Below are 21,121 nucleotides of genomic sequence, written 5' to 3' on the forward strand. Positions count from 1 at the left end.
GGCTCCAACGCAACGATTCACCTGATGACTACTTACCCAACCACTTACTGGAGCTACCCATCATGAAACGCACCATCGCCCTGAGCTTTGCCTTTTCGGTCCTGACTGCCACAGCAGCATTTGCCAGTCCGCACGCTGCTACTTCTGTTGCACAACCTGTGGTTGCCCAGGCATCCACCCAAGTCGCTGATGCACACGCCGCCGCTGCGGGCAGCAAAACCTTTGATCGCGCATATCTGCAACTGGACAGCAAAGTTCTGGTAGCCGAAAACCGCAAAGAGTTCGGTTCGCAATATCAGCGTTATTGATTGCGAGTTGTTTAACTGATCCAAACCAAAAAGCCCGGTCAACCGGGCTTTTGTCTGTCTCCTGGAAACGGCTTTGCTTCAGCGATTGAGCAGGCTGCGTTCCATTCGCGCCAAGCCTTCTTCAAGCAGCGAGCGCGGGCAACCGAAATTCAAGCGGACGAATTGCTGGCAATCGTCGCCGAACTCCGCGCCTGCACTCAACGCGATCTTGCCGTGTTCGAGAAAGAACTGCTGCGGATTTTCCAGCCCCAGCGCCGAGCAATCCAGCCAGGCCAGATAGGTGCTTTGCGGCAGGTGCATGACGACGCCGGGCAGGCGGGTCCTGACGGCATCGGCGAGGAAATCGCGGTTGGCCTGCAGATACGCGAGAACCGCTTTCAACCAGTCGCCACCTTCGCTGTACGCAGCGCGAGTCGCTTCCATGCCCAGCACGTTGACGCTGTCCACCATGCCGAGTCGACCGTGGGTAAAGCGTTTGCGCAGCTGTTCATCCTGGACGACGGCGAACGCGGTCTTCAGCCCGGCGATATTGTAAGCCTTGCTGGCCGACATCAGCGTGACGGTGCGTTTGGCAATGTGCGGGCCAAGGGACGCAATGGGGATGTGCCGACGGCCATCGAACAGGATGTCGGCGTGGATCTCATCGGAGATGATCAGCGCGTCGTTGCGCACGCAGGCATCACCGATCAGCTGCAACTCTTCGCCACTGAACACTTTGCCCAGCGGATTGTGCGGATTGCTCAGCAGCAGGGCACCAGCGTTTTGCAGCGCTTTGTCCAGTGCCGCAATATCGGTTTCATACTCGCCCTCGACATTGGCCTTGAACGGCAATTCGATGCGCGGTTGTTGCCAGTGGTCGGGGGCCTTGGCCAGCGGGGCGTAATTGGGCGTTTGCAGCACCACGCCCGCGCCCTCCGGAACCAGCGCATGCAGCGCCATGTTGAAGCCCGGCTCGACACCCGGCAGGAAAATCAACTCTTCAGGTTGCACACGCCAGGCATAGGCTTGCCAGAGATGGGCAACCACTGCCTGACGCAAAGCGTCCTGCGCGACGCCGTAGCCGAGCAACGGATGCTCGATGCGCTTGTGCAGAGCCTGGATGATGGGTGCCGCCACCGGGAAATCCATGTCCGCGACCCACATCGGCAGGACGTCGGCCGGGTACTGACTCCACTTCTTGCTGTCGGTGTCGTGGCGCTCGAATACGGTATCCAGGTTGATCGTCATGGCGGTCTCAGTGGGCAAAAAGTGCCGCACAGGTTAGTCGCGCGGGCGGTCGGGGTCCAGAGCGGCCGCTCCTGATTCCTGCGCACGACTGGCTTCAGCCGGGAGGAGGCCAGTTAATTCGCAGGGGCCGCATCGTCAATACTCCCGCCTCCCGGCTAAAGCCGGTCCTACGGATCCCGGGTTTCTTCACGCCCCGCGAATGTACTGTTCCAGCTGCTGAATCAGGTCGGCCTGTTCGGCGATGGCTTCCTTGACCAGGTCACCGATGGACAGCAAGCCCAGCAGCTGGCCTTCTTCCACCACGGGCAAATGGCGCAGATGGCTATCGGTCATGATGCCCATGCAGGCCTCGACGGTTTGCAGTGAGTCCACGGTAATCACTTTGGTGCTCATGATCGCGCTGACGGGCGTGCCGATAGAGGAGCGTCCCTTGAGCACCATCTTGCGCGCGTAGTCGCGCTCGCTGACCACGCCGACCAGTACACCGTTCTCGACCACCGGCAGCGCACCAATATTCTTCTCGGCCATCAGCCTGAGTGCGTCGAGCACCATCTGGTCGGGCGCAATGGTATGCACTTGTTGATTGTGCAGAACCTTGAGTTTCAGAAGTTGTGCGACTGTTTTCATGCGGATGCTCCGGTGATGACCGGGTCAGCGATGGCTGCCCTGACGTTGTTCTCTACAGAATCGTAGAGAGCTACTGGTTGAGCAAGCACCAAAGCGGCTTTCAGGCCACTAATAACGCCTTTTGGCGTCACGACGCAGCGAATCACGCGCCTATTTATGCAAAATAGCCTGGTGAATCTCCTGCAGTGGCATGATCCGCTGCGCGGCATTGAGCTTGATCGCTTCCTTGGGCATGCCGAAAACCACACACGAAGCCTCGTCCTGAGCGACCGTCGCGCCACCGGCGTCGAGTATTTCCTTGAGTCCTCTGGCGCCGTCGTCGCCCATGCCGGTCATGATGATGCCGGTTGCGTTGCGGCCAGCGAACTTCGCCACCGAGCGAAACAGCACATCCACCGAGGGACGATGCCGATTGACCAGCGGGCCATCGATCACCTGGACGTGATAGTACGCGCCGCTGCGGGTCACCATCATGTGCTTGCCGCCGGGGGCAATCAGGGCAAGACCGGGAAGGATTCGGTCATTGTTTTTTGCTTCGCGCACCTCGATCTGGCTCAAACCGTTGAGACGCGCGGCAAAGGACGCAGTGAATTTTTCCGGCATATGCTGGACGATGACAATGCCCGGACACACCCGTGGCAGCGCGGTCAACACCGCTTCCAGCGCCTGAGTGCCGCCGGTGGACGTGCCCATGGCGACGATACGTTCGGTCGTCTGAGCCATGGCCTGTCCGTTTGCGGCTGGCAGGATGGCATCGGCCGACAGCCGGGTGGACGGTGTCAGCTGCACTGCCGCCGGCCGCTTGCCCAGATTCCGGACATTGACCTGGGCGGCGGCCCTGATTGCCGAAACCAGTTCAGCCGCCGATTCGAGGAGAAAGTTTTTCAGTCCACTGGTGGGCTTGGTGATGATTTCCACCGCGCCCGCCGCCAGGGCCTGCAAGGTGGTTTCCGCGCCTTTCTGAGTCAATGACGAACAGATCACCACCGGGGTCGGACGCTCGCTCATTATCTTCTTGAGGAAGGTGATGCCATCCATTCGGGGCATTTCCACATCCAGAACGATGACATCGGGCCATTCCCGGGCCAGCTTGTCCATGGCGAAAATAGGATCGGAGGCCGCGCCCATGACATGGATATCCGGGGTCTCACTGAGAATTGCCAGCAAAACCTGACGAACCACTGCCGAGTCGTCAACCAGCAGTACATTTATTTTTTTCGTAGGCATTGTTGGTACTTGTCCTGATTGGTTTGTGACTGACCCACACATGGCCGGTGCCGATATCGAAAATGATGTTCCTGTGCCCGGTACTGCCCATGTCGTGAGCGATCAGGTCGAGGTGATAGTGGTCAGCCAGTCTCAGCGCGGCGCTTACATTCATCCGCGCCACATCATTGAAGTGAACTCCCTGACGCAGGCCCGGAAACATCTCGCCGCCACCGAAGAGTTTCAGCTGGTAATCCTCGGCAACGGTGTCGTGCGCCACTGCCTGACGGAAAAACAGCTCGATGGCTTCGTCAGCGTACTTGCCGCTCAATATCGCGGATTTACGCTCGCGGCCGGGGAGCATGAAATGACACATGGCGCCGATTTTGCGCACCGGATGCCAAAGGGTCAGGGCCACGCAGGAGCCGAGGAGGGTGCGCAACTGCACAGGACGTGTTGCGAAATGAAATTCGCCTGGGGCCAGAAAATAGTGTTCGGCGGCGATTTTCATGGCTTGCGATAAATGGAGGGTGCCACCAACTTGAGGGCATCCGAGACACCGTTCAGGCTTTCCGAGTGGCTGACGATGAAGTAGCCGCCCGGCTTGAGTCTGGGGATCAGGCGTTCGACGACGCGAATCTTGGTCGGCTGATCAAAGTAGATCATCACGTTGCGCAGGAAGATGACATCAAATTCGCCCAGTTCAGGCAGCGTTTCATTGAGGTTCACCTGCAGGAAGTTGACCCGGTTGCGCAGGGCTCGATCAATCAGAAACGTGCCGTGTTGGCGTCCGGTGCCCTTGAGGCAATATTTGACCAGCAATGGCTGGGGCAGGGTGCCGGCGCGCTCCATGGGGTAATGACCGGATCGCGCCTTGGCCAGGACCTGGGTGCTGATGTCCGAGCCGATCACCTCCCACGGCGTAGTGCCCAGGCCTTCGGCGAGGGTCATGGCCAGGCTGTAGGGTTCTTCCCCTGACGAACTGGCGGCGCTCCACAAGCGGAAAGTCTTGCCCGGTGCGGCATTGGGCAGCACATGCTGGCGCAGGAAGTCGAAATGCTTGGGCTCGCGAAAGAAATAGGTTTCGTTGGTGGTCAGCAGGTCCAGCGCGACCTGCAATTCATCAGCGCGCTGCCCGCTCATGATCAGCTTGAAATAGTCGCCGTAGCTGTCCAGCTCGTAATGCCTGAGACGCTTGAACAGGCGGCCGGCCACCAGCGCTTTTTTCGCCGATGACAGATTGATGCCGGCGGCCTGATACAGCCAGGACTGGAACTGGTTGAATTCAATATCGTTCAACGCGGATGCACTCACGGGGCGTTCCTTGCTCGCTAGTGATTATTTAACGCGCGTCGGCTTCGGTTGACGGCGCGTGTTCGGTCTCGGCCAGTCGCGACATTTCATCGATCGACAGCACTCGACCGACTTCCAGGACGATGACGAACTTGCCGTCAACCTTGGCCATGCCGCTGATGAAGTCAGCGCGAATCCGCGCGCCAAAGCTCGGCGGCGGCTCGATTTGCGAAGCGGGTATTTCCAGTACCGCAGACACCGTGTCGACCAGCAGGCCGATATCCTGCGGCTGGCCATCCTCGGCGCTGGCTTCGATGATGACCACGCAGCTGCGGCGGGTTATGGCCGAGTCCGGACGGCCAAACCGCGCCGACAGATCCACCACCGGCACGACGGCGCCGCGCAGGTTGATGACCCCGCGCACGAAGGCCGGCATCATCGGCACCACGGTCAGATTGCCGTACTCGATGATTTCCTTGATGCCCAGAATGCCGATGGCGAACATCTCCGCGCCGAGCATGAAGGTCAGGTATTGCGCCTCCTCTTCGACGGGGGCTGGGGTTTGACGTGTTGTGGCGATGGCGCCCATGCCTTACTCCTTTAAGCGAACCCAGTGATAGCCAACGATCAGAATCGGGTGAATTCGGATTCGTCCGGCGCGCTTGCCATGTTGTAGGCGAACGCTTTGGTCGGCGCTTGCACGGGTTGGCGCAGCGGTTTACGACCGGAGTTTCCAGGCGTTTTGTCGATTTTTGAAGGCTGGCTGGCCGACTTGGGCGGCGCGTCCAGGGTGAAGAAGCTCATCGCCTGTTGCAGCTGCTCGGCCTGACTGCTCATTTCCTCGGCGGTGGCGGCCAGTTCTTCGCTGCTCGAAGCATTCTGCTGCGTGACCTGATTCAACTGGGTCATGGCCGTGTTGATCTGCGCCACGCCCGACGCCTGTTCTTCCGACGCGGCACTTATTTCCTGGACCAGATCTGAGGTCTTGTTGATGGACGGGACCATCTCACCAAGCAACTTGCCGGCTTTCTCGGCCATGTCGACGCTGCTGGACGACAGCTCGCCGATTTCCTGAGCGGCCACCTGGCTGCGTTCGGCGAGTTTGCGCACTTCCGCCGCCACCACTGCGAAGCCTTTGCCATGCTCGCCGGCGCGGGCCGCTTCAATCGCGGCGTTGAGTGCCAGCAGGTTGGTCTGATAAGCAATGTCGTCAATGATGCTGATGCGCTGGGCGATTTTTTTCATGGCGACGACGGTCTGTTGCACCGATTCGCCGCCATCCGTGGCTTCCTTGGCGGCTTTGCTGGCCATGCCGTCGGTGACCTTGGCGTTCTCGGTGTTCTGATTGATGCTGGCACTCATCTGCTCGATGGAGGCGCTGGTTTCCTCGACGCTGGCCGCTTGTTCGCTGGTGGCCTGGCTCATCGATTGCGCTGTGGCGCTGACTTCTTCCGAAGCGCTGGCCAGGTTATCGGCGGCGTTGCGTACTTCACCGATGATGTGCGCGAGCTTGCCGACCATGTTCTGCATCGCCAGCAGCACCATGCCGGTTTCGTCCCTGGAATTGACCTCGATGCGTGCGTTGAGGTTACCCTCAGCCAGTTGCTCTGCGACGGCGGCGGCTTGTTTAAGGGGGCGGGAAATGATGCGCGAGATGAACAGGGCGAGTCCCAATCCCACCAACAACGCGACGATAAGGGCGACGACAATCGAAATTCGCGCGTTCACGTACAGGTTGGTGCCTCGGGTGCTGGCCCCTTCGGCTCCTGCATCGTTGAGTTCGACCATTTTCTGCAGCGCGTCGGTCACCAGGTCAAAATTGCGTTTGGATTCGCCTCGGATCAAGGTCCGGGCTTCGCTGTCTAGGCCCTGCTGGGAAAGGGCGAGCAGGTTTTTGCTGACTGCCAGGTAGTTTGTCCAGTCACTGACCGCGGTGTTATACAGCTGGCGCTCGTCAGGGCTGGAGATCAGCTTCTCGTAGGTCGCCAGCCGGGTTTCAAACTGTTTCCTGACCTCGACGGCTTCCTGTTCGACGGTGGCTTTTTCTTGAGCTGTATCGGCAGTGATGTAGCGGTTTTCCTTGAGGCGGAAGCTCGCCGCGTAAAAACGCATCCCGGATGCCGCACGCATGGCCGGCATCCAGTTTTCGCGAATCTCCGTCGATGCCTCGTTCACGTTGCTGAGCTGGAAGATCGAGAACACGCCCATGACTGCGGTCAGCGCCAGAACCGTGAGAAATGACGCGATCAATTTAGTCGCGATTCTGAGATCGTAAAACCATTTCATTGGGTAGTACTCCATGTAATTGCGTGAGCGTCAGCGGCCATTGGCTTGCGGTGTGGTGAGAGTTGCGGTGTAACGGGGTTCCAGCTGAACGATTTGTGCGAGCAGCGCCGGTACATCAAGAATCAATGCCACGGCGCCGCTGCCGAGAATGGTCGAACCGCTGATGCCGCGCAGGGCGCCAAACAGCTTGCCCAGCGGTTTTATGACGGTCTGGAATTCGCCGAGCAGGTCATCAACCACCAGCCCGGCCTTGTGCTCGGCATAGCGCACCACCACCACGTTTTGCCGACGGGCAGCAGGGCCTTCGTGATTGAAATGGTCGCGCAGGTAAACCAGTGGCAGCACCTCGCCGCGCAGATCCAGATAACCTTGTTCACGGCCGATCTGGCGATCCGTCTCGTTGAGTTCGATGCATTCCTGAACCATGTCCAGCGGGATGACGTACGTGGACTGACCGATGCTGACCAGAAAACCGTTGATGATCGCCAGCGTCAGCGGCAGGCGAATGCGCACCACGGTGCCTTGGCCCGGTTTGCTGTCCAGATCCACGGTGCCGCGCAGCAGCGTGATATTGCGCTTGACCACATCCATGCCGACGCCGCGTCCGGAAAGATTGGTCACGGCCGCAGCAGTGGAAAAGCCAGGCTCGAAAATAAGGTTGTAGATTTCCTGGTCGGTCAGGCTTGCGCCGCTGGCGATCAGGCCGCGCTCCTGGGCTTTTTCGAGAATACGCTCGCGGTTCAGTCCGGCGCCGTCATCGGCGATTTCCAGGACGATGCTGCCCGAGTCGTGATAGGCATTGAGATGCAAATGACCTTTGCTCGGTTTGCCGGCCGCAAGGCGCGCTTGGGCGGTTTCAATGCCGTGGTCCATGGCGTTGCGCAACAGGTGCATTAACGGATCGCCGATTTTCTCGACAACGGTCTTGTCCAGCTCGGTTTCCGCGCCGCTGATGATCAGGTCGATGTCCTTGCCGAGTTCCTGGCTGACGTCGCGGACCACCCGCCGAAAGCGGTTGAAAGTGTCACCGATGGGAATCATGCGCAGACGCAAGGCGCCGTCGAGGATTTCCTCGACCAGGCCTGACACCGTTGATGTCGATTCCTGCAGCGGATCATTGTTGCAGGTGCGTGCCAGCAGGCTGGCGCCGGCACTGGCGATCACCAGTTCGCCCACCAGGTTGATCAACTCGTCCAGTTTGTCGGCATTGACCCGTACGTAGCGGCCGTCCCTGGTTTTGTTTTCAACCGGGACCGCACTTTTGTCGGAAGCAATTTGCGCAGGCAGACGCGGCATCGCTCGCTGATCTGCCATGAGTTCACCCGTCGCCACCAACGCTGTGCCTTGTGCGGAGTCGTCCTGTTGCCGAGCGAACAGTTGGTTGTCTGGAGACGCGTCCGCGGCGACGTCGTGGGCCGCAACTATTTCGATCTGGCAGTCGTCGCGCACAAAATCGAACACTTCGTTGATCTCTGCATGCGTTGCGGCAGAACGAAAATCAATGTCGAAACCCAGATAGCAGGATTCTGCGTCCCAGCCTTCCAAGGCAGGCATGGCGTCGGACCGCGTGACGATTTCGACGGTTTCGCCGAGGGTGTTGAGGTAGCGCAGGAACGACAGCGGGTCCATGCCGTTGCGGAACACGTCAACGCCAAAACGCAAGGTGATGTGCCACAGAGTTGCGCTGGCAGGGGCGGTAGCGACACTTTCAGCGGCAGGTTGTTTGGTGGCCGTTGTATCCAGGGCCGCGCTGGGGGCCTGATAGTTTTGCAGGGCCTGGCGCAGCGCAGATTCCCGGGCCAGCGCCGGAGTCTGCAATTGCGCGCCCTGGCTGGCGACGACCTCGATCAGCTCCAGCATGTGGTCGCCGGACTTGAGAAGCACCGCGATAAGTGCCGCATCCACGCTAATGCTGCCTTCGCGCAAACGGTCCAGAACGTCTTCGACAATGTGGGTGAAGCTGACAATAGCGTCCAGCCCGAACAGGCCCGCAGAGCCCTTGATAGTGTGGGCAGCGCGAAACACTGCGCCGATGGCGTCATCGTCGTCGGGCTCGTTTTCCAGTTGCAGCAGCGACTCTTCCATCGCCTGCAACAGCTCGCGAGCTTCGAGGATGAACGTTTGTTGTGCCTGATCAAGGTTAATGCTCACGTTCATTTCCTTTGACGTGTATTGCAGGATGCTCACCAATACGGCCTGAACAGATCGCTAGATAGCTTCGGCCAGGTTGCACAGTTCAAGCGTTTCCATGACTGCCTTGCTGCGGCCCGTCAGGGTCAGATCGGTCCCGGCAGTGGATGCTTCGCGGCTGGCAAGCATCAGTAGCTGCAAGCCTGCGCCATCGATTTCGGTAACCTGCGACAGGTCGATTTCCATGCGAGGGGTTGCTCCCAGGCGTGCCAGCAGTTGCGCGGCAAGTTCTGCAGCGGTGTAGATCGTCAGCTCACCGTCGATATGGACGTGCGCGGTGTCATGGGATGTCTCGCACAGGAGTGGCATCACAACCTCCAGTGTCAGGGCAGGATCAGCTTGGAAACGGCTGCCAGCATCTGCGCAGGCTGAAACGGCTTGACTACCCAGGCTCTGGCACCGGCGGCCTGGCCTTCAAGCTTTTTCGATTCCTGGGATTCAGTGGTCAACATGATGATCGGCGTGAACTTGTAGTTGGGCAGCTTCTTGACCTCCTTGACGAAGGTGATGCCATCCATGTTGGGCATGTTCACATCGCTGATGATCAGGTGCACCTTCTGGCCATTGAGCTTGCCCAGCGCATCCCGGCCATCACTGGCTTCGATCACGTCATAACCGGCACTTTTCAAGGCAATACCGACCACCTGCCGAACACTGCTGGAGTCATCGACAACCAATACACTTTTAGCCATGAGGCTCTCCTTAGAAGAAGGTAATTTCCTGTGAATTCTGCTGTGCGCCAGTGCCGCCACGGTGGGTGTGACGCTGTTCGTCAGTGGCGTAGGTGGCTTCCATTCGTGCCAGCCAGTCGCGAGCATTGAGGGGCTCGGTCTGTTCAGGTGCTTGACTGACCTGCTGCAGATGCGCGTGCAGCGAATCGATGTTGTCGCGCACGTGAGTCAGGATCTGGCTGACCCGATCCTGAAATTGCAGGCTGACCAGCACGTCAGTGAGTTCGTCGCGAATGCCGAAGCTTTCCTGTTGCAGCATCTCGGCGGATTCGGCAAGACGCTGGGTGACGGTCTTGAAGCGCTCCAGCACTTGCTGAATGCTGCTTTCCGAGGTCGCGACCGAATTGCTGTCCTGGTCCGCGCCGCTGGAGGCTGCTTGCACCAGTTGCGTAATGGCATTGTTGATGATGTCGACTTTGGCGGACATCTGTTGCCCGGTTTCGCTGGACTTGCTCGACAGGCTGCGCACGGCGTCAGCGACCACGGCAAAACCGCGTCCGGCTTCTCCGGCACGCGCCGCCTCGATGGCCGCATTGAGCGCGAGCAGGTTGGTCTGGGCTGCAATTGCCGCGACGTCGGCAGCCATGGTCCTGAGCTCGCCGGTGTAGGCGGTCAGATTGCGCACTTGAGTGAGGGTTTGATCGCGACTGGTTTGTGTCGCCTTCAGAGAATCGATGACTTGCACCAATTCGCCGTCGCTCTGGGCCAGCGCGTGTTGCGCGCCGCCGGCGCTGTGTCCGGACAGTTCACCTGCAGCCTGCTGTGACGCGTGAACCGTTTCCTGCAGTCGCGAAGAGATGCTGGTGAAGCGGGTGGCCAACGAGACAATTGCGGTTTCGGTTTGCTGGCGTGAGCTTTCTACCTGCTTGGCCCAGATGGGCATTGCACCGAGAAATACTTCGTTGAGTTGTGCTGCGGATTTCAGCGCAGTGTTTTCGCTGGCCTGCTGCTCATGCAAGGCAATGGCAGTGGCGACAGCGTCATTGACTTGCACGCGTTGTGAGCGAGTGCTCCACCAACTGGCAGCGAAACCCACAACCAGTATCGCAGCACCAAAACCCAGGCTTTGACGCGTTGGGCCGTCAAGCGTTAGCGTGACGATTGCCGCAGCAACGGCGGGAAGTAATGGAAGCCAGAGGAAGGGCACATGGACTTTCTGGGATGAGCGAGCGGTTTGGCCGGGCATCATGGTTCAATCCTTGAACAGTCACACATTCGAAATAATGCGAACAATGAGTTATCTGCTCTGCCGATCCAGACTTTAGCCCCAGAGGTGGACCGGTCGTCTGATCGTCTGGAAAAGCGGTCATCATCAGTCACTGGCATGCAGGCTCCTTGTGACCTGTAAAGTCGAAGTCGAGATGTTCAGAAACAGGATGATGGCACATAGCTATCAAAAAAGCAGTGCGATCAATTGGCTTGATCGAAGGTCCACATCTGCACGTGACTGTGACCTGGCAATACTGCTGCGGGCCGACGTGCGTCAGTCTGTTGTTGTCCTTCCAATCCGAGGAGAAACACCATGCAATACCGTCAATTCGGTAACACTGGCCTCAATGTTTCACGGCTGTGTCTAGGTACCATGACGTTCGGGCTGCAAACCGATTTACAGGTGTCGCACCAGATCATCGACCGGGCCGCCGAGGCCGGAGTCAATTTCATCGACACTGCCGATGTGTATCCCCTGGGCGCAAAGCTGGACGACGTGGGCCGCACCGAAGAAATCGTCGGCAGCTGGCTCAAGGGCAAGCGCGACGACTACATTCTGGCCACTAAAGCCTGCGGGATAATGGGTGAGCAGGCGTGGCAGCGCGGCGCTTCACGCAAGCACTTGCTCAGCGCCATCGAGGCTTCGCTCAAGCGTCTGAACACTGACTACGTCGATCTTTATCAGCTGCATTCGGACGACCCGGACACGCCGCTCGAAGAAACCCTCGAAGCGCTGGATATCATCGTCCGCCACGGCAAGGCGCGTTACATCGGCGTCTCGAACTTTCTGGCCTATCGACTGGCGCGCATGCTGGGCCGCGCCGATTTCCTCAAGTTGACCCGCTTCGTGTCCGTCCAGCCGCGCTACAACCTGCTGTTCCGCCAGATCGAACGCGAGCTGTTGCCACTGGCGGGCGAGGAACGTCTGGCGGTAATTCCTTACAACCCCCTGGCTGGCGGCTTGCTCACCGGCAAGCACTCTCACGACAAGGCACCTGCCGAAGGTCGTTTCACGGCGACGGTGGGCAAAGCCGGGGAAATGTATCAGCAGCGCTACTGGCACGAGCGTGAATTCCAGAGCATCGCCAAACTCAAGGAAGTGATTACCCAGGCCGGCCAGCCGATGACCACGACCTCCGTAGCCTGGGTGTTGGCCAACCCGCTGGTGACTTCGGCGATCATCGGCGCCAGCCGTCCCGAGCAACTGGACGACACCTTGGCTGCTGCGGATTTTGTGCTGGAAGCGGAACTCAAGTCGCAGCTTGATGACATCACTCATGAATATCGCTGGGGTGATGCGGCGCGTTAATGGCTGTTTGATCGCGGATCAGGCCTCGCTGTTTCGGCAGACGAAGGCTTGCTCCACAACTCCAGCGCGTAATCCACAAAACAACGCAATTTCGGTGATCGGTAGCGATCTTGCGCATACATCAGATGCATCGGTCGACAGGGAAGCTGGTACTCAGGTAGCAGCGCAACCAGTCGACCGTTCTGCAAGTCCTCTTCGATCAGCGCGTCGGGCATCATGGCGATCCCGGCACCGGCGCGTGCCGCCTTGTGCAGACCTGACGAGGTATTCATGGTGATCGGTCCGCTCACGGGCACCAGCACTTCACCTTCCTGGCCGCTCAGGCGCCAGTGTTTTTCCACGGAACTCCATTCGTCGCCTGCCGGGTAAGCGAAGGCGAGGCAGTCATGCTGCTGCAGATCCATGGGCTCGGTGGGCGTGCCGCGACGCTGCAGATAGTCCGGCGAAGCGCAGATCGTCAACATGTAGTCCTCAAGCGGACGAGCAATCAGGCTTGAGTTCTCTGGCGTGCCAAGACGAATCGCGACATCGAAGCCATGGCCGATCAAGTCCATTCGCTCGTTGCTGAAAACAACGTCGAGCCTGATCTGCGGGAAGCGCCTGGAGAACTCGGTCAAGGCCGGCGCCAGGCGCTCGTTGCCAAAGGTAAAAGGCGCGGTGATCCGCAACGTACCTTTGGGCACTGCCTGGGCCTGTTCGGCCAGCTGCTCGGAATCGGCGACCAGACCAAGAACTTCCAGACAGCGCCGGTAATAAGACTCACCGAACTCGGTCAGACGCTGACGTCGTGTGGTGCGGTTGAGCAGGCCAACCCCGAGCCGCTGCTCAAGGGCTCGCAGGTGATTGCCCACCATGGTCGTCGACATGCCGCATTCAAATGCGGCTGCCGTCATGCTGCCGGTTTCTACCACTTTCACGTACACCGACATTGCCTGGAATAAATCCATTATCAAGCCTGACTTTAAAATGAATGGAGGGTTTAGCTGTTTATCCAGTTGAGGTGGCTAACGATACTGCAAATATCAACCGACTGGAGCTTTATGCCATGACCGCCGCCTGCCTGATGACCACTTATAAGCCGCTCGCCCTGAGTTTCGTCAGAGGCCTGGGCACGCGTTTGTGGGACAAGGCGGGACGCGAATACCTGGATGCCGTCGCGGGCGTGGCCGTGACCAACGTCGGCCATTCCCATCCGCGGCTGGTGGCGGCAATCAGCGAACAGGCCGGGTTGTTGTTGCACACTTCCAACCTCTACAGCATTGACTGGCAGGAACGTCTGGCGCTGAAGCTGACCGGGCTTGCCGGCATGGAACGGGCTTTCTTCAACAATTCCGGGGCCGAGGCGAACGAAACCGCACTGAAGCTGGCGCGGCTCTATGCCTGGCACAAAGGCATCGAAAAACCCTTGGTGGTGGTGATGGAGAATGCTTTCCATGGCCGCACATTGGGCACGTTATCCGCCAGTGATGGGCCTGCGGTTCGCCTGGGTTTCAACTCGCTGCCTGGGGATTTTGTCAAGGTACCGTTTGGTGATCTGCAAGCTCTGGACCAGGCCTGCACAACTTACGGGCATCGGATCACGGCGATGCTTGTCGAACCGATTCAGGGCGAAAGCGGCGTGCAGCTGGCACCACCGGGCTATCTCAAAGCCCTTCGGGATCGTTGCACGCGGCGCGGCTGGCTGCTGATGCTCGACGAAATCCAGACCGGCATGGGCCGTACTGGCCAATGGTTCGCTTTCCAGCACGAAGGCATCGTTCCTGATGTCATGACCCTCGCCAAAGGCCTGGGCAACGGCATTCCTATCGGCGCGTGTCTGGCGCGGGGCAAGGCTGCGCAGCTGTTTACTCCGGGCAGTCATGGCAGCACCTTTGGTGGCAATCCGCTGGCTTGCCGCGTCGGCTGCACCGTGGTGGACATTCTTGAGGATCAGGCGCTGGTGGATAACGCGCACGTGCAAGGCGAGCGACTGTTGGCCGGTTTGCGTGCAGCATTGAGTGATCACCCTGATGTACTGGCGATTCGTGGCAAAGGCTTGATGGTCGGTATCGAACTGGCGCGGGCGTTGCCTGACCTGGCGCTGATCGCCGCACGGGATCATGGCTTGCTGCTCAATGTGACGCGGGGCAAGACGATCCGTTTGTTGCCACCTTTGACGGTCAATGCCCAGGAGGTGGATGCCATTGTGCGGGGCGTGTGCCAGACGCTTGCGCCGAACTGATGTCCGGCGCAGCGCCTAGTGGCTGCGGTCAGCTCACTACGCGATAGCAGGGCACATAGGCCGCGCCGCCGGGTAGCTTCATGCGGTGTTGCTCGACGAAGGCATTCAGCAGGCGGTCCAGCGGTTGCATGATCGCTGCATCGCCATGGATTTCGTACGGCCCATGCTGCTCGATCAGGCGAATACCCTTGTCCTTCACGTTTCCGGCGACGATGCCGGAGAACGCTCGGCGCAGATTCGCCGCCAGCTGGTGTGGTGGCAGGTCACGGCTCAGTTGCAGGCTGGCCATGTTTTCATGGGTAGGATCGAACGGATGCTGGAAGCCAGCGTCGATTTTCAGCAGCCAGTTGAAGTGGAACGCATCGTTGCGCTCGCGACGGAACTGCTTGACCGCCCTGAGGCCCAGGGTCATCTCCCGAGCCACCTCGGCCGGATCGTCGATGATGATCTGATAATGAGCTTGTGCCGCTTCGCCCAAAGTCGCGCCGACGAAAGCGTGCAGTTGTTGCAGATAAGGCGCAGCGCTTTTCGGGCCGGTCAGGATTACCGGGAACGGTACATCAACGTTGTCCGGGTGCATGAGGATGCCGAGCAGATACAGGAACTCTTCTGCCGTGCCCGCGCCACCCGGGAAAATGATGATGCCGTGGCCGACGCGCACGAACGCTTCGAGACGCTTCTCGATATCCGGCAGGATCACCAGTTCGTTGACGATTGGATTCGGCGCTTCGGCGGCAATGATCCCCGGCTCGGTCAAGCCCAGGTAACGGCCGCCGTTGATGCGTTGCTTGGCATGGGCGATGGTCGCGCCCTTCATCGGACCCTTCATCACGCCGGGACCGCAACCGGTGCAGATGTCCAGGCTGCGCAGGCCCAGTTCGTGGCCGACTTTCTTGGTGTATTTGTATTCTTCGGTGTTGATCGAGTGACCGCCCCAGCACACCACCATCTTCGGCTCCAGGCCTGGGCGCAAGGTGCGGGCGTTGCGCAGCAGATGGAACACGTAATCGGTGATGCCTTGGGAGCTTTCCAGGTCGATGCGCTGGCTATCCAGTTCGCTCTCGGTGTAGACGATATCGCGCAGGGCACTGAAGAGCATTTCCCGGGTGCTGGCGATCATCTCGCCATCCACGAACGCATCGGCCGGGGCGTTGAGCAGTTCCAGGCGCACGCCGCGATCCTGCTGATGAATGCGAACCTCGAAGTTTTCGTACGCCTCAAGGATGGTCTTGGCGTTATCGACATGGGCGCCGGTGTTGAGGATAGCCAGGGCGCATTGGCGGAACAGGGTATAGATGCTGCCGGAGCCGGCGGCGCTGAGTTGTTGGACTTCACGCTGGGAAAGCGTTTCCAGGCTGCCTTTAGGGCTGACCGAGGCGTTGATGACTTGTCTTTGGGGCATTCTGTATTCCTTGGAAGGACACCGCTGAGGCCTTGCGACCAAGCGGTATCTGATAGTGAGTGCCCGGCGTTGTTGCGAGTTTCGTCGATGGCCGGGCGGGCAACAGGCTTCGTTGTCAGATCATCGGGGGGCCAGGGCCATCACCACGCTGAAGTCTGGCAAACGAGGCCAGGAAAATCGTTCTCCTCGTCCTTTGGAGATGCCGCACATGAAGGGCTTGTAACAGTCAGGGCCAGCCATTGAACTGGCGATTCAAGTGAACGTCAACTCCATGCAAGTGATTGAACACACTCGCATCCTACTCCTGATTCATGTCTTGCTGGCAGCCCCGGCGCCGCGCCGTTTCTTAGCCGTCGTCGGTGTCGATGCCTTGCGTTTGCCGGTCTTGCGCTTGTTCTTCCAGGGTGTCGCGCCTGCGCTGGGGCTCGCGGGTCCGCTGATCGTCAGGCGCAGGCCCAGGCAGCGTGTCACTTGCTTGCTCATCCATGCGCTTTGTTTGGCGACGAACTCCTCCAGACTCATCTCGCCGCTTTGTACCATGTCCAGCGCCTGCTCCCAAATGGCCGTGGTGCCGGGGTCGGCGATGGCGCGCGGCACGGCATCGATCAGCCCGAACGCAGCGGCGGTGGCTGCCAGCGCCTTGCCGTGCTTGACCAGATAACCACGGTCGAGCAAACCCTGAATGATTCCGGCACGCGTCGCTTCTGTGCCGATGCCGGTGGTGTCCTTGAGTTTTTGCTTGAGCAGCGGATCTTCAACCAGCCGGGCGACGTTTTTCATTGCCTTGATCAGATCGCCTTCGGTGAACGGCTTGGGCGGCTGCGTCCACAGATCCTTGAGATTGACGTTGGCAACCGCGCATTCGCAGCCCTGGATCAGTGCCGGCAAGGGTTGCGGAGCGGGCGCTTCGCGGCCCTTGGCGGGGGCAAGCGCCTCCGGCAAGGCGCGCTTCCAGCCGGGTTCGACGATCTGCTTGCCCACCGCGCGCAATGCCTGCCCGGCGCAATCAAAGTCGGCCTGGGTGCGATCGTATTCGTGGTTGGGCAGAAACTGCGCCAGATAGCGCGCCCGAATCAAAGTGTAGACCGCGCGCTGCTTGCCCACCAGACGCCCGAGATCGCGCACTGCTGCGGTGGGAATAATGCCGTGGTGAGCGCTGACCTTGGCGTCGTTCCACGCCCGTGAGCGCCGGCTCGGGTCCAGGTGCGGCAGCAATTCGCTTAACGCAGGATCGGCCCGACCCAATGCCGCAAGGATGCTCGGCACTTCGCTGTGCTGGCTCACGGGCAGGAAACCGCAATCGCTGCGCGGGTAAGTAATGACCTTGTGGGTTTCATACAGGGCCTGGGCGATGTCCAGGGTTTCCTGTGCGCCAAGGCCGAGTTTTTTCGAGCAGATTTCCTGCAGGGTACCAAGGTCGAAGGGCAGGGGCGCTGCTTCGCGTACACGCTCGGTTCGCAGCTTGATCAGGCGCGCGCTGGGCGCCTCGCTCATGCTGGCGGCGGCCTGTTGCGCAATCGACTGGTTCAGGCAGCGATCCTGATCGTCGCATACGTCGGGATTCGCACGCCATTGCGCGGTGAAGGTCTGGCCTTGGTGCTCCAGCTGGACGTCAATGGCCCAGAAGGCTACCGGGACGAAATCGGCGATGCTGCGGTCGCGATCCACCACCAGCCGCAGGGTCGGCGTTTGCACACGGCCCACTGGCAATACGCCTTGATAGCCTGACTGGCGACCGAGGAGGGTGAACAGTCGACTCATGTTCATCCCGATCAGCCAGTCAGCCCGCGATCGTCCAAGCGCCGAGTGATACAGGCTGAAGGTTTCGGCGCCGGGCTTGAGCGCGGCCAGTGCCTTGCGAATCGACGCGTCGTCCAGTGCCGACAGCCACAAGCGCTGGATCGGCCCGCGATAACGGCAGTGGTCGACCAGTTCCCGGGCGATCATCTCGCCTTCCCGGTCGGCGTCGGTGGCAATGACCAGCTCCGAAGCTTCCCCCAGCAAGCGTTTGACTGCCTTGAATTGACTGGCGGTGCGCGGCTTGACCAGCATTTTCCATTTTTGCGGAATGATCGGCAGGTCTTCGAGGACCCAGCGCTTGTAGCGGGTGTCATAGGCGTCCGGCGGCGCGGTTTCCAGAAGGTGCCCGATGCACCAAGTGACCGTCGCGTTCGGTCCCACCCAGCAGCCATCGCCGCGCCGACTCGCACCGAGCACAGCAGCAATGTCTTTGGCTTGGGAAGGTTTTTCACACAGGAACAGCCGCATAAGCACCGTCGTTTTCACGCTTCTCGAAGGTGTACAGCATGCGCAGTGATGAAGGTTTGAGCAATCTTTATCTGTATGGATATACAGATAAAAATTGTGGGACGTTGCCTCATCGAGGATGCCAATCAGCAGCAGGCAGCCGCGCGCTCTGGTCGGTTGCCCATGGCGCACAAGCGTCCGGAATCCGGCGTCAGCCAGTGTTTGTTGGCGTTGAGCGTCGTGCGCAACATCTCGCTTACCCAGTCTGGCAGGTTGGGATGCAGGCGGTAATAGACCCACTGGCCCTGGCGTCGATCCGCGAGCAGCCCACACTCGCGCAGCACCGCAAGATTGCGGGAAACCTTGGGTTGGCTCTGGTTCAGCGCGCAGGTCAGCTCACACACGCAGGGCAGGTGGTGATATTTTCCCTGGGTATGTACCTGGTGGTTTACGGCCTCAGCAATGCCGGGCTGGTTCATTACGTCACTCGTATGTTGAATGTGTTCGCCGGGTACGGCGTCTGGGGCGCCGCATTCGGCACGGGTTTCCTGACCGCCATCCTGTCTTCGATCATGAACAATATGCCCACCGTGCTGATCGGCGCGCTGTCGATCCAGGCCAGTGATTCGACGGATGTCATCCGCCAGGCCATGGTTTACGCCAATATCACAAGGTGCAATCCCATGAGCGATATCACGATTTATCACAACCCGCAGTGCGCCACGTCGCGCAATACGCTGGCGTTGATCCGTAACAGCGGCGTCGAGCCGCAGGTCATTGAGTATCTGCAGACGCCGCCGTCACGGCAAACCCTTCAGGGCTTGATCGCCGCGATGGGAATCGCCGTGCGCGACCTGATCCGTATCAAGGGCACGCCGTACGAAACATTGGGGCTCGGCAATCCTGACCTTGACGATGCGCAGCTGATCGATGCCATGCTGCGGCACCCCATCTTGATCAATCGGCCCATTGTAGTGACGCCTTTGGGGGTGCGGCTCTGCCGGCCGTCCGAGGTGGTGCTGGATATCCTGACGCAGCCCCAGCAAGGCCCATTCAGCAAGGAAGACGGCCAGGAAATTGTCGACGAACAGGGCAAAAGGGTCTGACCAAGGCAGGGATTGAGCTATACCGGTTAGAACAAAACATCAGAACACGCGTCAAAACCTTTGCGTTTAGTCTCAACGCATGGATTTGAAAGGAGCTGCTTATGTTTATCCGGTCGCTGACCATCGCCACGTTGCTCGCTTGTGCGGGCTCCTTGCTCGCTGCTGACAACGACACGCCTTTGACCCAGGAGCGCGGCCGCACGCGGCCACTGATCATCATCGCGCCAAGCACTGTGGACCCGACGTTGGTCAGTCTGAAAAAAGCGCTGAACGAACCGGAGAATCAGAAAGCCTTCGCCGAGCGAAACATGGTTCTGTATACCGTGGTCAATACCATCGGCCAGCGCGACGGCAAGAACCTGGATGCGCAAACCACCATGGCATTGATTCGCGAACTCAAGCTTGGCGCGAGCACCGGCACCAAAGTGATTCTGGTGGGCAAGGACGGCGAGAAGAAAATCGACAAACTCGGGCCTGTGGGTCCCAAGGAAATATTCACTACCATCGACGAGCTGCCCGCCGAGGAAAAAAACTTCGCGGCGCCTGCGGTTTCAGCCCCGGCGCCCGAAGCCAAACCGGCCAAGGCAGAGAAAGCAGGCAAGGCGGCGAAAGGCGCTCCGGCCAAGGCGCTGGAAGACTGATCACGCTAAAACGATGCTCCGGGCTTGGGTGATGAGAATAAATCCATCATCCTGAGCGGGGGGGCGGATTTTACCGATCCCGTTCGAGCTCCGTTTCAAGCGATCAAGTACCTATATCAAGTGCCTATGAAAACCGTTGCAATTATCCTGTTTCCCGACTTTCTGCTCCTCGATATGGCCGGGCCAATCGAGGTGTTTTCCATCGCCAACCGTTATCTGCACGCAGATAACCATTACCAGCTCAGCACTATCGGTACGCAGTCGTCCGCCATTCGCGCTTCCAACGGCGTTTCGGTGCAGCCCGACTTATCGATTGATACCTCTGCGAAAAACTACGATCTGCTACTCGTGCCCGGTGGTCCCGGCGCCTACAACGATAGAATCCCTGATCTGTTTGCCTGGCTGAGCGAGGCCGCGCAACAGTCCGGACTGTATGGTTCAATCTGCACCGGCGCGTTCATATTGGGCCATGCGGGCTTGCTGGACGGCCATCGTGTAACCACGCACTGGCATTACACGCAAAGACTGATCGATGGTTTCCCCGCAGCGCAGGTCACCACCGACGAAATCTACATCAGGGATCGCCAGTTGATCACCTCAGGTGGGGTCACGGCCGGGATCGACCTGGCGCTGGCGATTGTTGCGCAGGACCATGGCAAGAAAGTCGCCTTGGACGTGGCCAAAGTGCTGCTGGTGGTGATGACCCGCCAGGGCGGCCAGGCGCAGTTCAGCCCGCTGGTTGCCGCAGTGGCGAGCCAGAACTCTCCAATTGCCCAGGTGCAAAATTACCTGCTCGAACATCTTGAAGAAGAGTTCTCCATCGAGCGCATGGCGGCAATGGTTGCGATGAGCGGGCGTCACTTCTCACGGCTGTTTGTCCGGGAAGTGAAGATGACGCCGATGGAGTTCCTTCAGAACGCCCGGATCGACAAGGCCCGCAGCCTGCTGGAAACCACGGCGTTACCGCTGAAAACCATCGCCCACCGCAGCGGTTTTGGCAGCGTGCGGCATATGAGCCACTTGTTCAGTGAACGGCTGGGGCTGACGCCCACCCAGTATCGCCAGCAATTTGGTTAGTCCGCCATTTATGTCGTTGGAGGGAGGCTTGCCCGCGAAGT

At 59.5% G+C, this 21,121-nt stretch carries 19 protein-coding genes and 3 pseudogenes; 7 read left to right on the forward strand and 15 right to left on the reverse strand.

From position 1 onward, the window contains the following. Window positions 1–62: 62 nt before the first annotated feature. A complete protein-coding gene (locus CFII64_RS06085) occupies window positions 63–308 on the forward strand; it encodes a hypothetical protein (protein WP_020289901.1) in 246 nt (81 codons plus the stop codon). A gap of 78 nt (window positions 309–386) precedes the next feature. On the opposite strand, the gene CFII64_RS06090 is transcribed toward CFII64_RS06085, so the two are convergent. The 11 genes and pseudogenes from CFII64_RS06090 to CFII64_RS06140 all read right to left on the reverse strand — a co-directional run. Then, window positions 387–1,535 (reverse strand): MalY/PatB family protein, encoded by a 1,149-nt coding sequence (locus CFII64_RS06090; protein ID WP_020289902.1) that lies wholly within the window; start codon window positions 1,533–1,535, stop codon window positions 387–389. A gap of 186 nt (window positions 1,536–1,721) precedes the next feature. Further along, on the reverse strand, window positions 1,722–2,162 hold the full coding sequence (locus tag CFII64_RS06095; RefSeq protein ID WP_020289903.1) for a CBS domain-containing protein: 441 nt from the start codon (window positions 2,160–2,162) through the stop codon (window positions 1,722–1,724). 150 nt (window positions 2,163–2,312) lie between these two features. Continuing rightward, complete coding sequence (locus CFII64_RS06100; RefSeq protein ID WP_044901185.1) at window positions 2,313–3,389, reverse strand: chemotaxis response regulator protein-glutamate methylesterase; 1,077 nt, start codon at window positions 3,387–3,389, stop codon at window positions 2,313–2,315. Next, window positions 3,355–3,879: a chemoreceptor glutamine deamidase CheD gene (locus tag CFII64_RS06105; protein WP_020289905.1), complete on the reverse strand. Its 525-nt coding sequence runs from the start codon at window positions 3,877–3,879 to the stop codon at window positions 3,355–3,357. The genes CFII64_RS06100 and CFII64_RS06105 overlap by 35 nt, the downstream gene beginning before the upstream one ends. Beyond that, entirely contained in the window at window positions 3,876–4,682 is an 807-nt protein-coding gene (locus CFII64_RS06110; RefSeq protein WP_020289906.1) for a protein-glutamate O-methyltransferase CheR, read from the reverse strand. The genes CFII64_RS06105 and CFII64_RS06110 overlap by 4 nt, the downstream gene beginning before the upstream one ends. 28 nt (window positions 4,683–4,710) lie before the next feature. Then, entirely contained in the window at window positions 4,711–5,250 is a 540-nt protein-coding gene (locus CFII64_RS06115; protein WP_020289907.1) for a chemotaxis protein CheW, read from the reverse strand. Window positions 5,251–5,288: 38 nt separating this feature from the next. Beyond that, window positions 5,289–6,947 (reverse strand): methyl-accepting chemotaxis protein, encoded by a 1,659-nt coding sequence (locus tag CFII64_RS06120; RefSeq protein ID WP_020289908.1) that lies wholly within the window; start codon window positions 6,945–6,947, stop codon window positions 5,289–5,291. A gap of 30 nt (window positions 6,948–6,977) precedes the next feature. Next, window positions 6,978–9,098, reverse strand: a complete 2,121-nt coding sequence (locus CFII64_RS06125; RefSeq protein WP_020289909.1) for a chemotaxis protein CheA — start codon at window positions 9,096–9,098, stop codon at window positions 6,978–6,980. Between the two features lie 57 nt (window positions 9,099–9,155). Further along, the gene (locus CFII64_RS06130) at window positions 9,156–9,446 is read right to left on the reverse strand and encodes a lipid asymmetry maintenance protein MlaB (protein WP_020289910.1); all 291 of its coding nucleotides are present in this window, start codon (window positions 9,444–9,446) and stop codon (window positions 9,156–9,158) included. A gap of 14 nt (window positions 9,447–9,460) precedes the next feature. Beyond that, window positions 9,461–9,829: a response regulator gene (locus tag CFII64_RS06135; RefSeq protein ID WP_020289911.1), complete on the reverse strand. Its 369-nt coding sequence runs from the start codon at window positions 9,827–9,829 to the stop codon at window positions 9,461–9,463. Between the two features lie 10 nt (window positions 9,830–9,839). Next, window positions 9,840–10,784, reverse strand: a pseudogene (locus CFII64_RS06140) (methyl-accepting chemotaxis protein); the annotation flags it as partial. Window positions 10,785–11,390: 606 nt separating this feature from the next. On the opposite strand from CFII64_RS06140, the gene CFII64_RS06145 reads away from it, so the two are divergent. After that, entirely contained in the window at window positions 11,391–12,386 is a 996-nt protein-coding gene (locus CFII64_RS06145) for an aldo/keto reductase (protein ID WP_020289913.1), read from the forward strand. Here the strand turns inward: CFII64_RS06145 and CFII64_RS06150 are convergent. Next, window positions 12,383–13,333 carry a LysR family transcriptional regulator gene (locus CFII64_RS06150; protein WP_052026579.1) on the reverse strand — a complete coding sequence of 317 codons (951 nt, stop codon included), beginning with the start codon at window positions 13,331–13,333 and terminating at the stop codon, window positions 12,383–12,385. The two genes, CFII64_RS06145 and CFII64_RS06150, sit on opposite strands and share 4 nt — an antisense overlap. 98 nt (window positions 13,334–13,431) lie before the next feature. On the opposite strand from CFII64_RS06150, the gene CFII64_RS06155 reads away from it, so the two are divergent. After that, window positions 13,432–14,607: an aspartate aminotransferase family protein gene (locus CFII64_RS06155; protein ID WP_020289915.1), complete on the forward strand. Its 1,176-nt coding sequence runs from the start codon at window positions 13,432–13,434 to the stop codon at window positions 14,605–14,607. A 28-nt stretch (window positions 14,608–14,635) separates the two neighbouring features. On the opposite strand, the gene ppnN is transcribed toward CFII64_RS06155, so the two are convergent. From ppnN to CFII64_RS06170, 3 genes and pseudogenes are all read right to left on the reverse strand, one after another. Then, window positions 14,636–16,009, reverse strand: coding sequence for a nucleotide 5'-monophosphate nucleosidase PpnN (gene ppnN / locus CFII64_RS06160; RefSeq protein WP_020289916.1), 1,374 nt, complete (start codon window positions 16,007–16,009; stop codon window positions 14,636–14,638). A gap of 309 nt (window positions 16,010–16,318) precedes the next feature. Further along, window positions 16,319–18,277, reverse strand: a complete 1,959-nt coding sequence (locus CFII64_RS06165) for a DNA topoisomerase III (RefSeq protein WP_020289917.1) — start codon at window positions 18,275–18,277, stop codon at window positions 16,319–16,321. Window positions 18,278–18,402: 125 nt separating this feature from the next. Then, window positions 18,403–18,663 (reverse strand): annotated as a pseudogene (locus CFII64_RS06170) (metalloregulator ArsR/SmtB family transcription factor); the annotation flags it as partial. 3 nt (window positions 18,664–18,666) lie between these two features. On the opposite strand from CFII64_RS06170, the pseudogene CFII64_RS29715 reads away from it, so the two are divergent. From CFII64_RS29715 to CFII64_RS06185, 4 genes and pseudogenes are all read left to right on the forward strand, one after another. Beyond that, window positions 18,667–18,954 (forward strand): annotated as a pseudogene (locus tag CFII64_RS29715) (ArsB/NhaD family transporter); the annotation flags it as partial. Next, the gene (arsC, locus tag CFII64_RS29720; protein WP_020289919.1) at window positions 18,940–19,362 is read left to right on the forward strand and encodes an arsenate reductase (glutaredoxin); all 423 of its coding nucleotides are present in this window, start codon (window positions 18,940–18,942) and stop codon (window positions 19,360–19,362) included. The pseudogene CFII64_RS29715 and the gene arsC, both read left to right, overlap by 15 nt. A 101-nt stretch (window positions 19,363–19,463) precedes the next feature. Next, window positions 19,464–20,003, forward strand: a complete 540-nt coding sequence (locus tag CFII64_RS06180) for a DUF4174 domain-containing protein (RefSeq protein WP_020289920.1) — start codon at window positions 19,464–19,466, stop codon at window positions 20,001–20,003. Between the two features lie 126 nt (window positions 20,004–20,129). Next, window positions 20,130–21,080 (forward strand): GlxA family transcriptional regulator, encoded by a 951-nt coding sequence (locus CFII64_RS06185; protein ID WP_020289921.1) that lies wholly within the window; start codon window positions 20,130–20,132, stop codon window positions 21,078–21,080. Window positions 21,081–21,121 lie beyond the last annotated feature (41 nt).

It is taken from the genome of Pseudomonas sp. CFII64, from assembly GCF_000416235.1.
Lineage (GTDB): Bacteria > Pseudomonadota > Gammaproteobacteria > Pseudomonadales > Pseudomonadaceae > Aquipseudomonas.

Bases quoted from the DNA above. Each gene is read 5' to 3' on its own strand.
- CFII64_RS06120 (WP_020289908.1), bottom strand. From the start codon at position 6,947: ATGAAATGGTTTTACGATCTCAGAATCGCGACTAAATTGATCGCGTCA.
- CFII64_RS06090 (WP_020289902.1), bottom strand. From the start codon at position 1,535: ATGACGATCAACCTGGATACCGTATTCGAGCGCCACGACACCGACAGC.
- CFII64_RS06180 (WP_020289920.1), top strand. From the start codon at position 19,464: ATGTTTATCCGGTCGCTGACCATCGCCACGTTGCTCGCTTGTGCGGGC.
- CFII64_RS06100 (WP_044901185.1), bottom strand. From the start codon at position 3,389: ATGCCTACGAAAAAAATAAATGTACTGCTGGTTGACGACTCGGCAGTG.
- CFII64_RS06150 (WP_052026579.1), bottom strand. From the start codon at position 13,333: ATGGATTTATTCCAGGCAATGTCGGTGTACGTGAAAGTGGTAGAAACC.
- CFII64_RS06135 (WP_020289911.1), bottom strand. From the start codon at position 9,829: ATGGCTAAAAGTGTATTGGTTGTCGATGACTCCAGCAGTGTTCGGCAG.
- CFII64_RS06105 (WP_020289905.1), bottom strand. From the start codon at position 3,879: ATGAAAATCGCCGCCGAACACTATTTTCTGGCCCCAGGCGAATTTCAT.
- CFII64_RS06085 (WP_020289901.1), top strand. From the start codon at position 63: ATGAAACGCACCATCGCCCTGAGCTTTGCCTTTTCGGTCCTGACTGCC.
- arsC (WP_020289919.1), top strand. From the start codon at position 18,940: ATGAGCGATATCACGATTTATCACAACCCGCAGTGCGCCACGTCGCGC.
- CFII64_RS06095 (WP_020289903.1), bottom strand. From the start codon at position 2,162: ATGAAAACAGTCGCACAACTTCTGAAACTCAAGGTTCTGCACAATCAA.
- ppnN (WP_020289916.1), bottom strand. From the start codon at position 16,009: ATGCCCCAAAGACAAGTCATCAACGCCTCGGTCAGCCCTAAAGGCAGC.
- CFII64_RS06145 (WP_020289913.1), top strand. From the start codon at position 11,391: ATGCAATACCGTCAATTCGGTAACACTGGCCTCAATGTTTCACGGCTG.
- CFII64_RS06185 (WP_020289921.1), top strand. From the start codon at position 20,130: ATGAAAACCGTTGCAATTATCCTGTTTCCCGACTTTCTGCTCCTCGAT.
- CFII64_RS06115 (WP_020289907.1), bottom strand. From the start codon at position 5,250: ATGGGCGCCATCGCCACAACACGTCAAACCCCAGCCCCCGTCGAAGAG.
- CFII64_RS06155 (WP_020289915.1), top strand. From the start codon at position 13,432: ATGACCGCCGCCTGCCTGATGACCACTTATAAGCCGCTCGCCCTGAGT.
- CFII64_RS06130 (WP_020289910.1), bottom strand. From the start codon at position 9,446: ATGCCACTCCTGTGCGAGACATCCCATGACACCGCGCACGTCCATATC.
- CFII64_RS06165 (WP_020289917.1), bottom strand. From the start codon at position 18,277: ATGCGGCTGTTCCTGTGTGAAAAACCTTCCCAAGCCAAAGACATTGCT.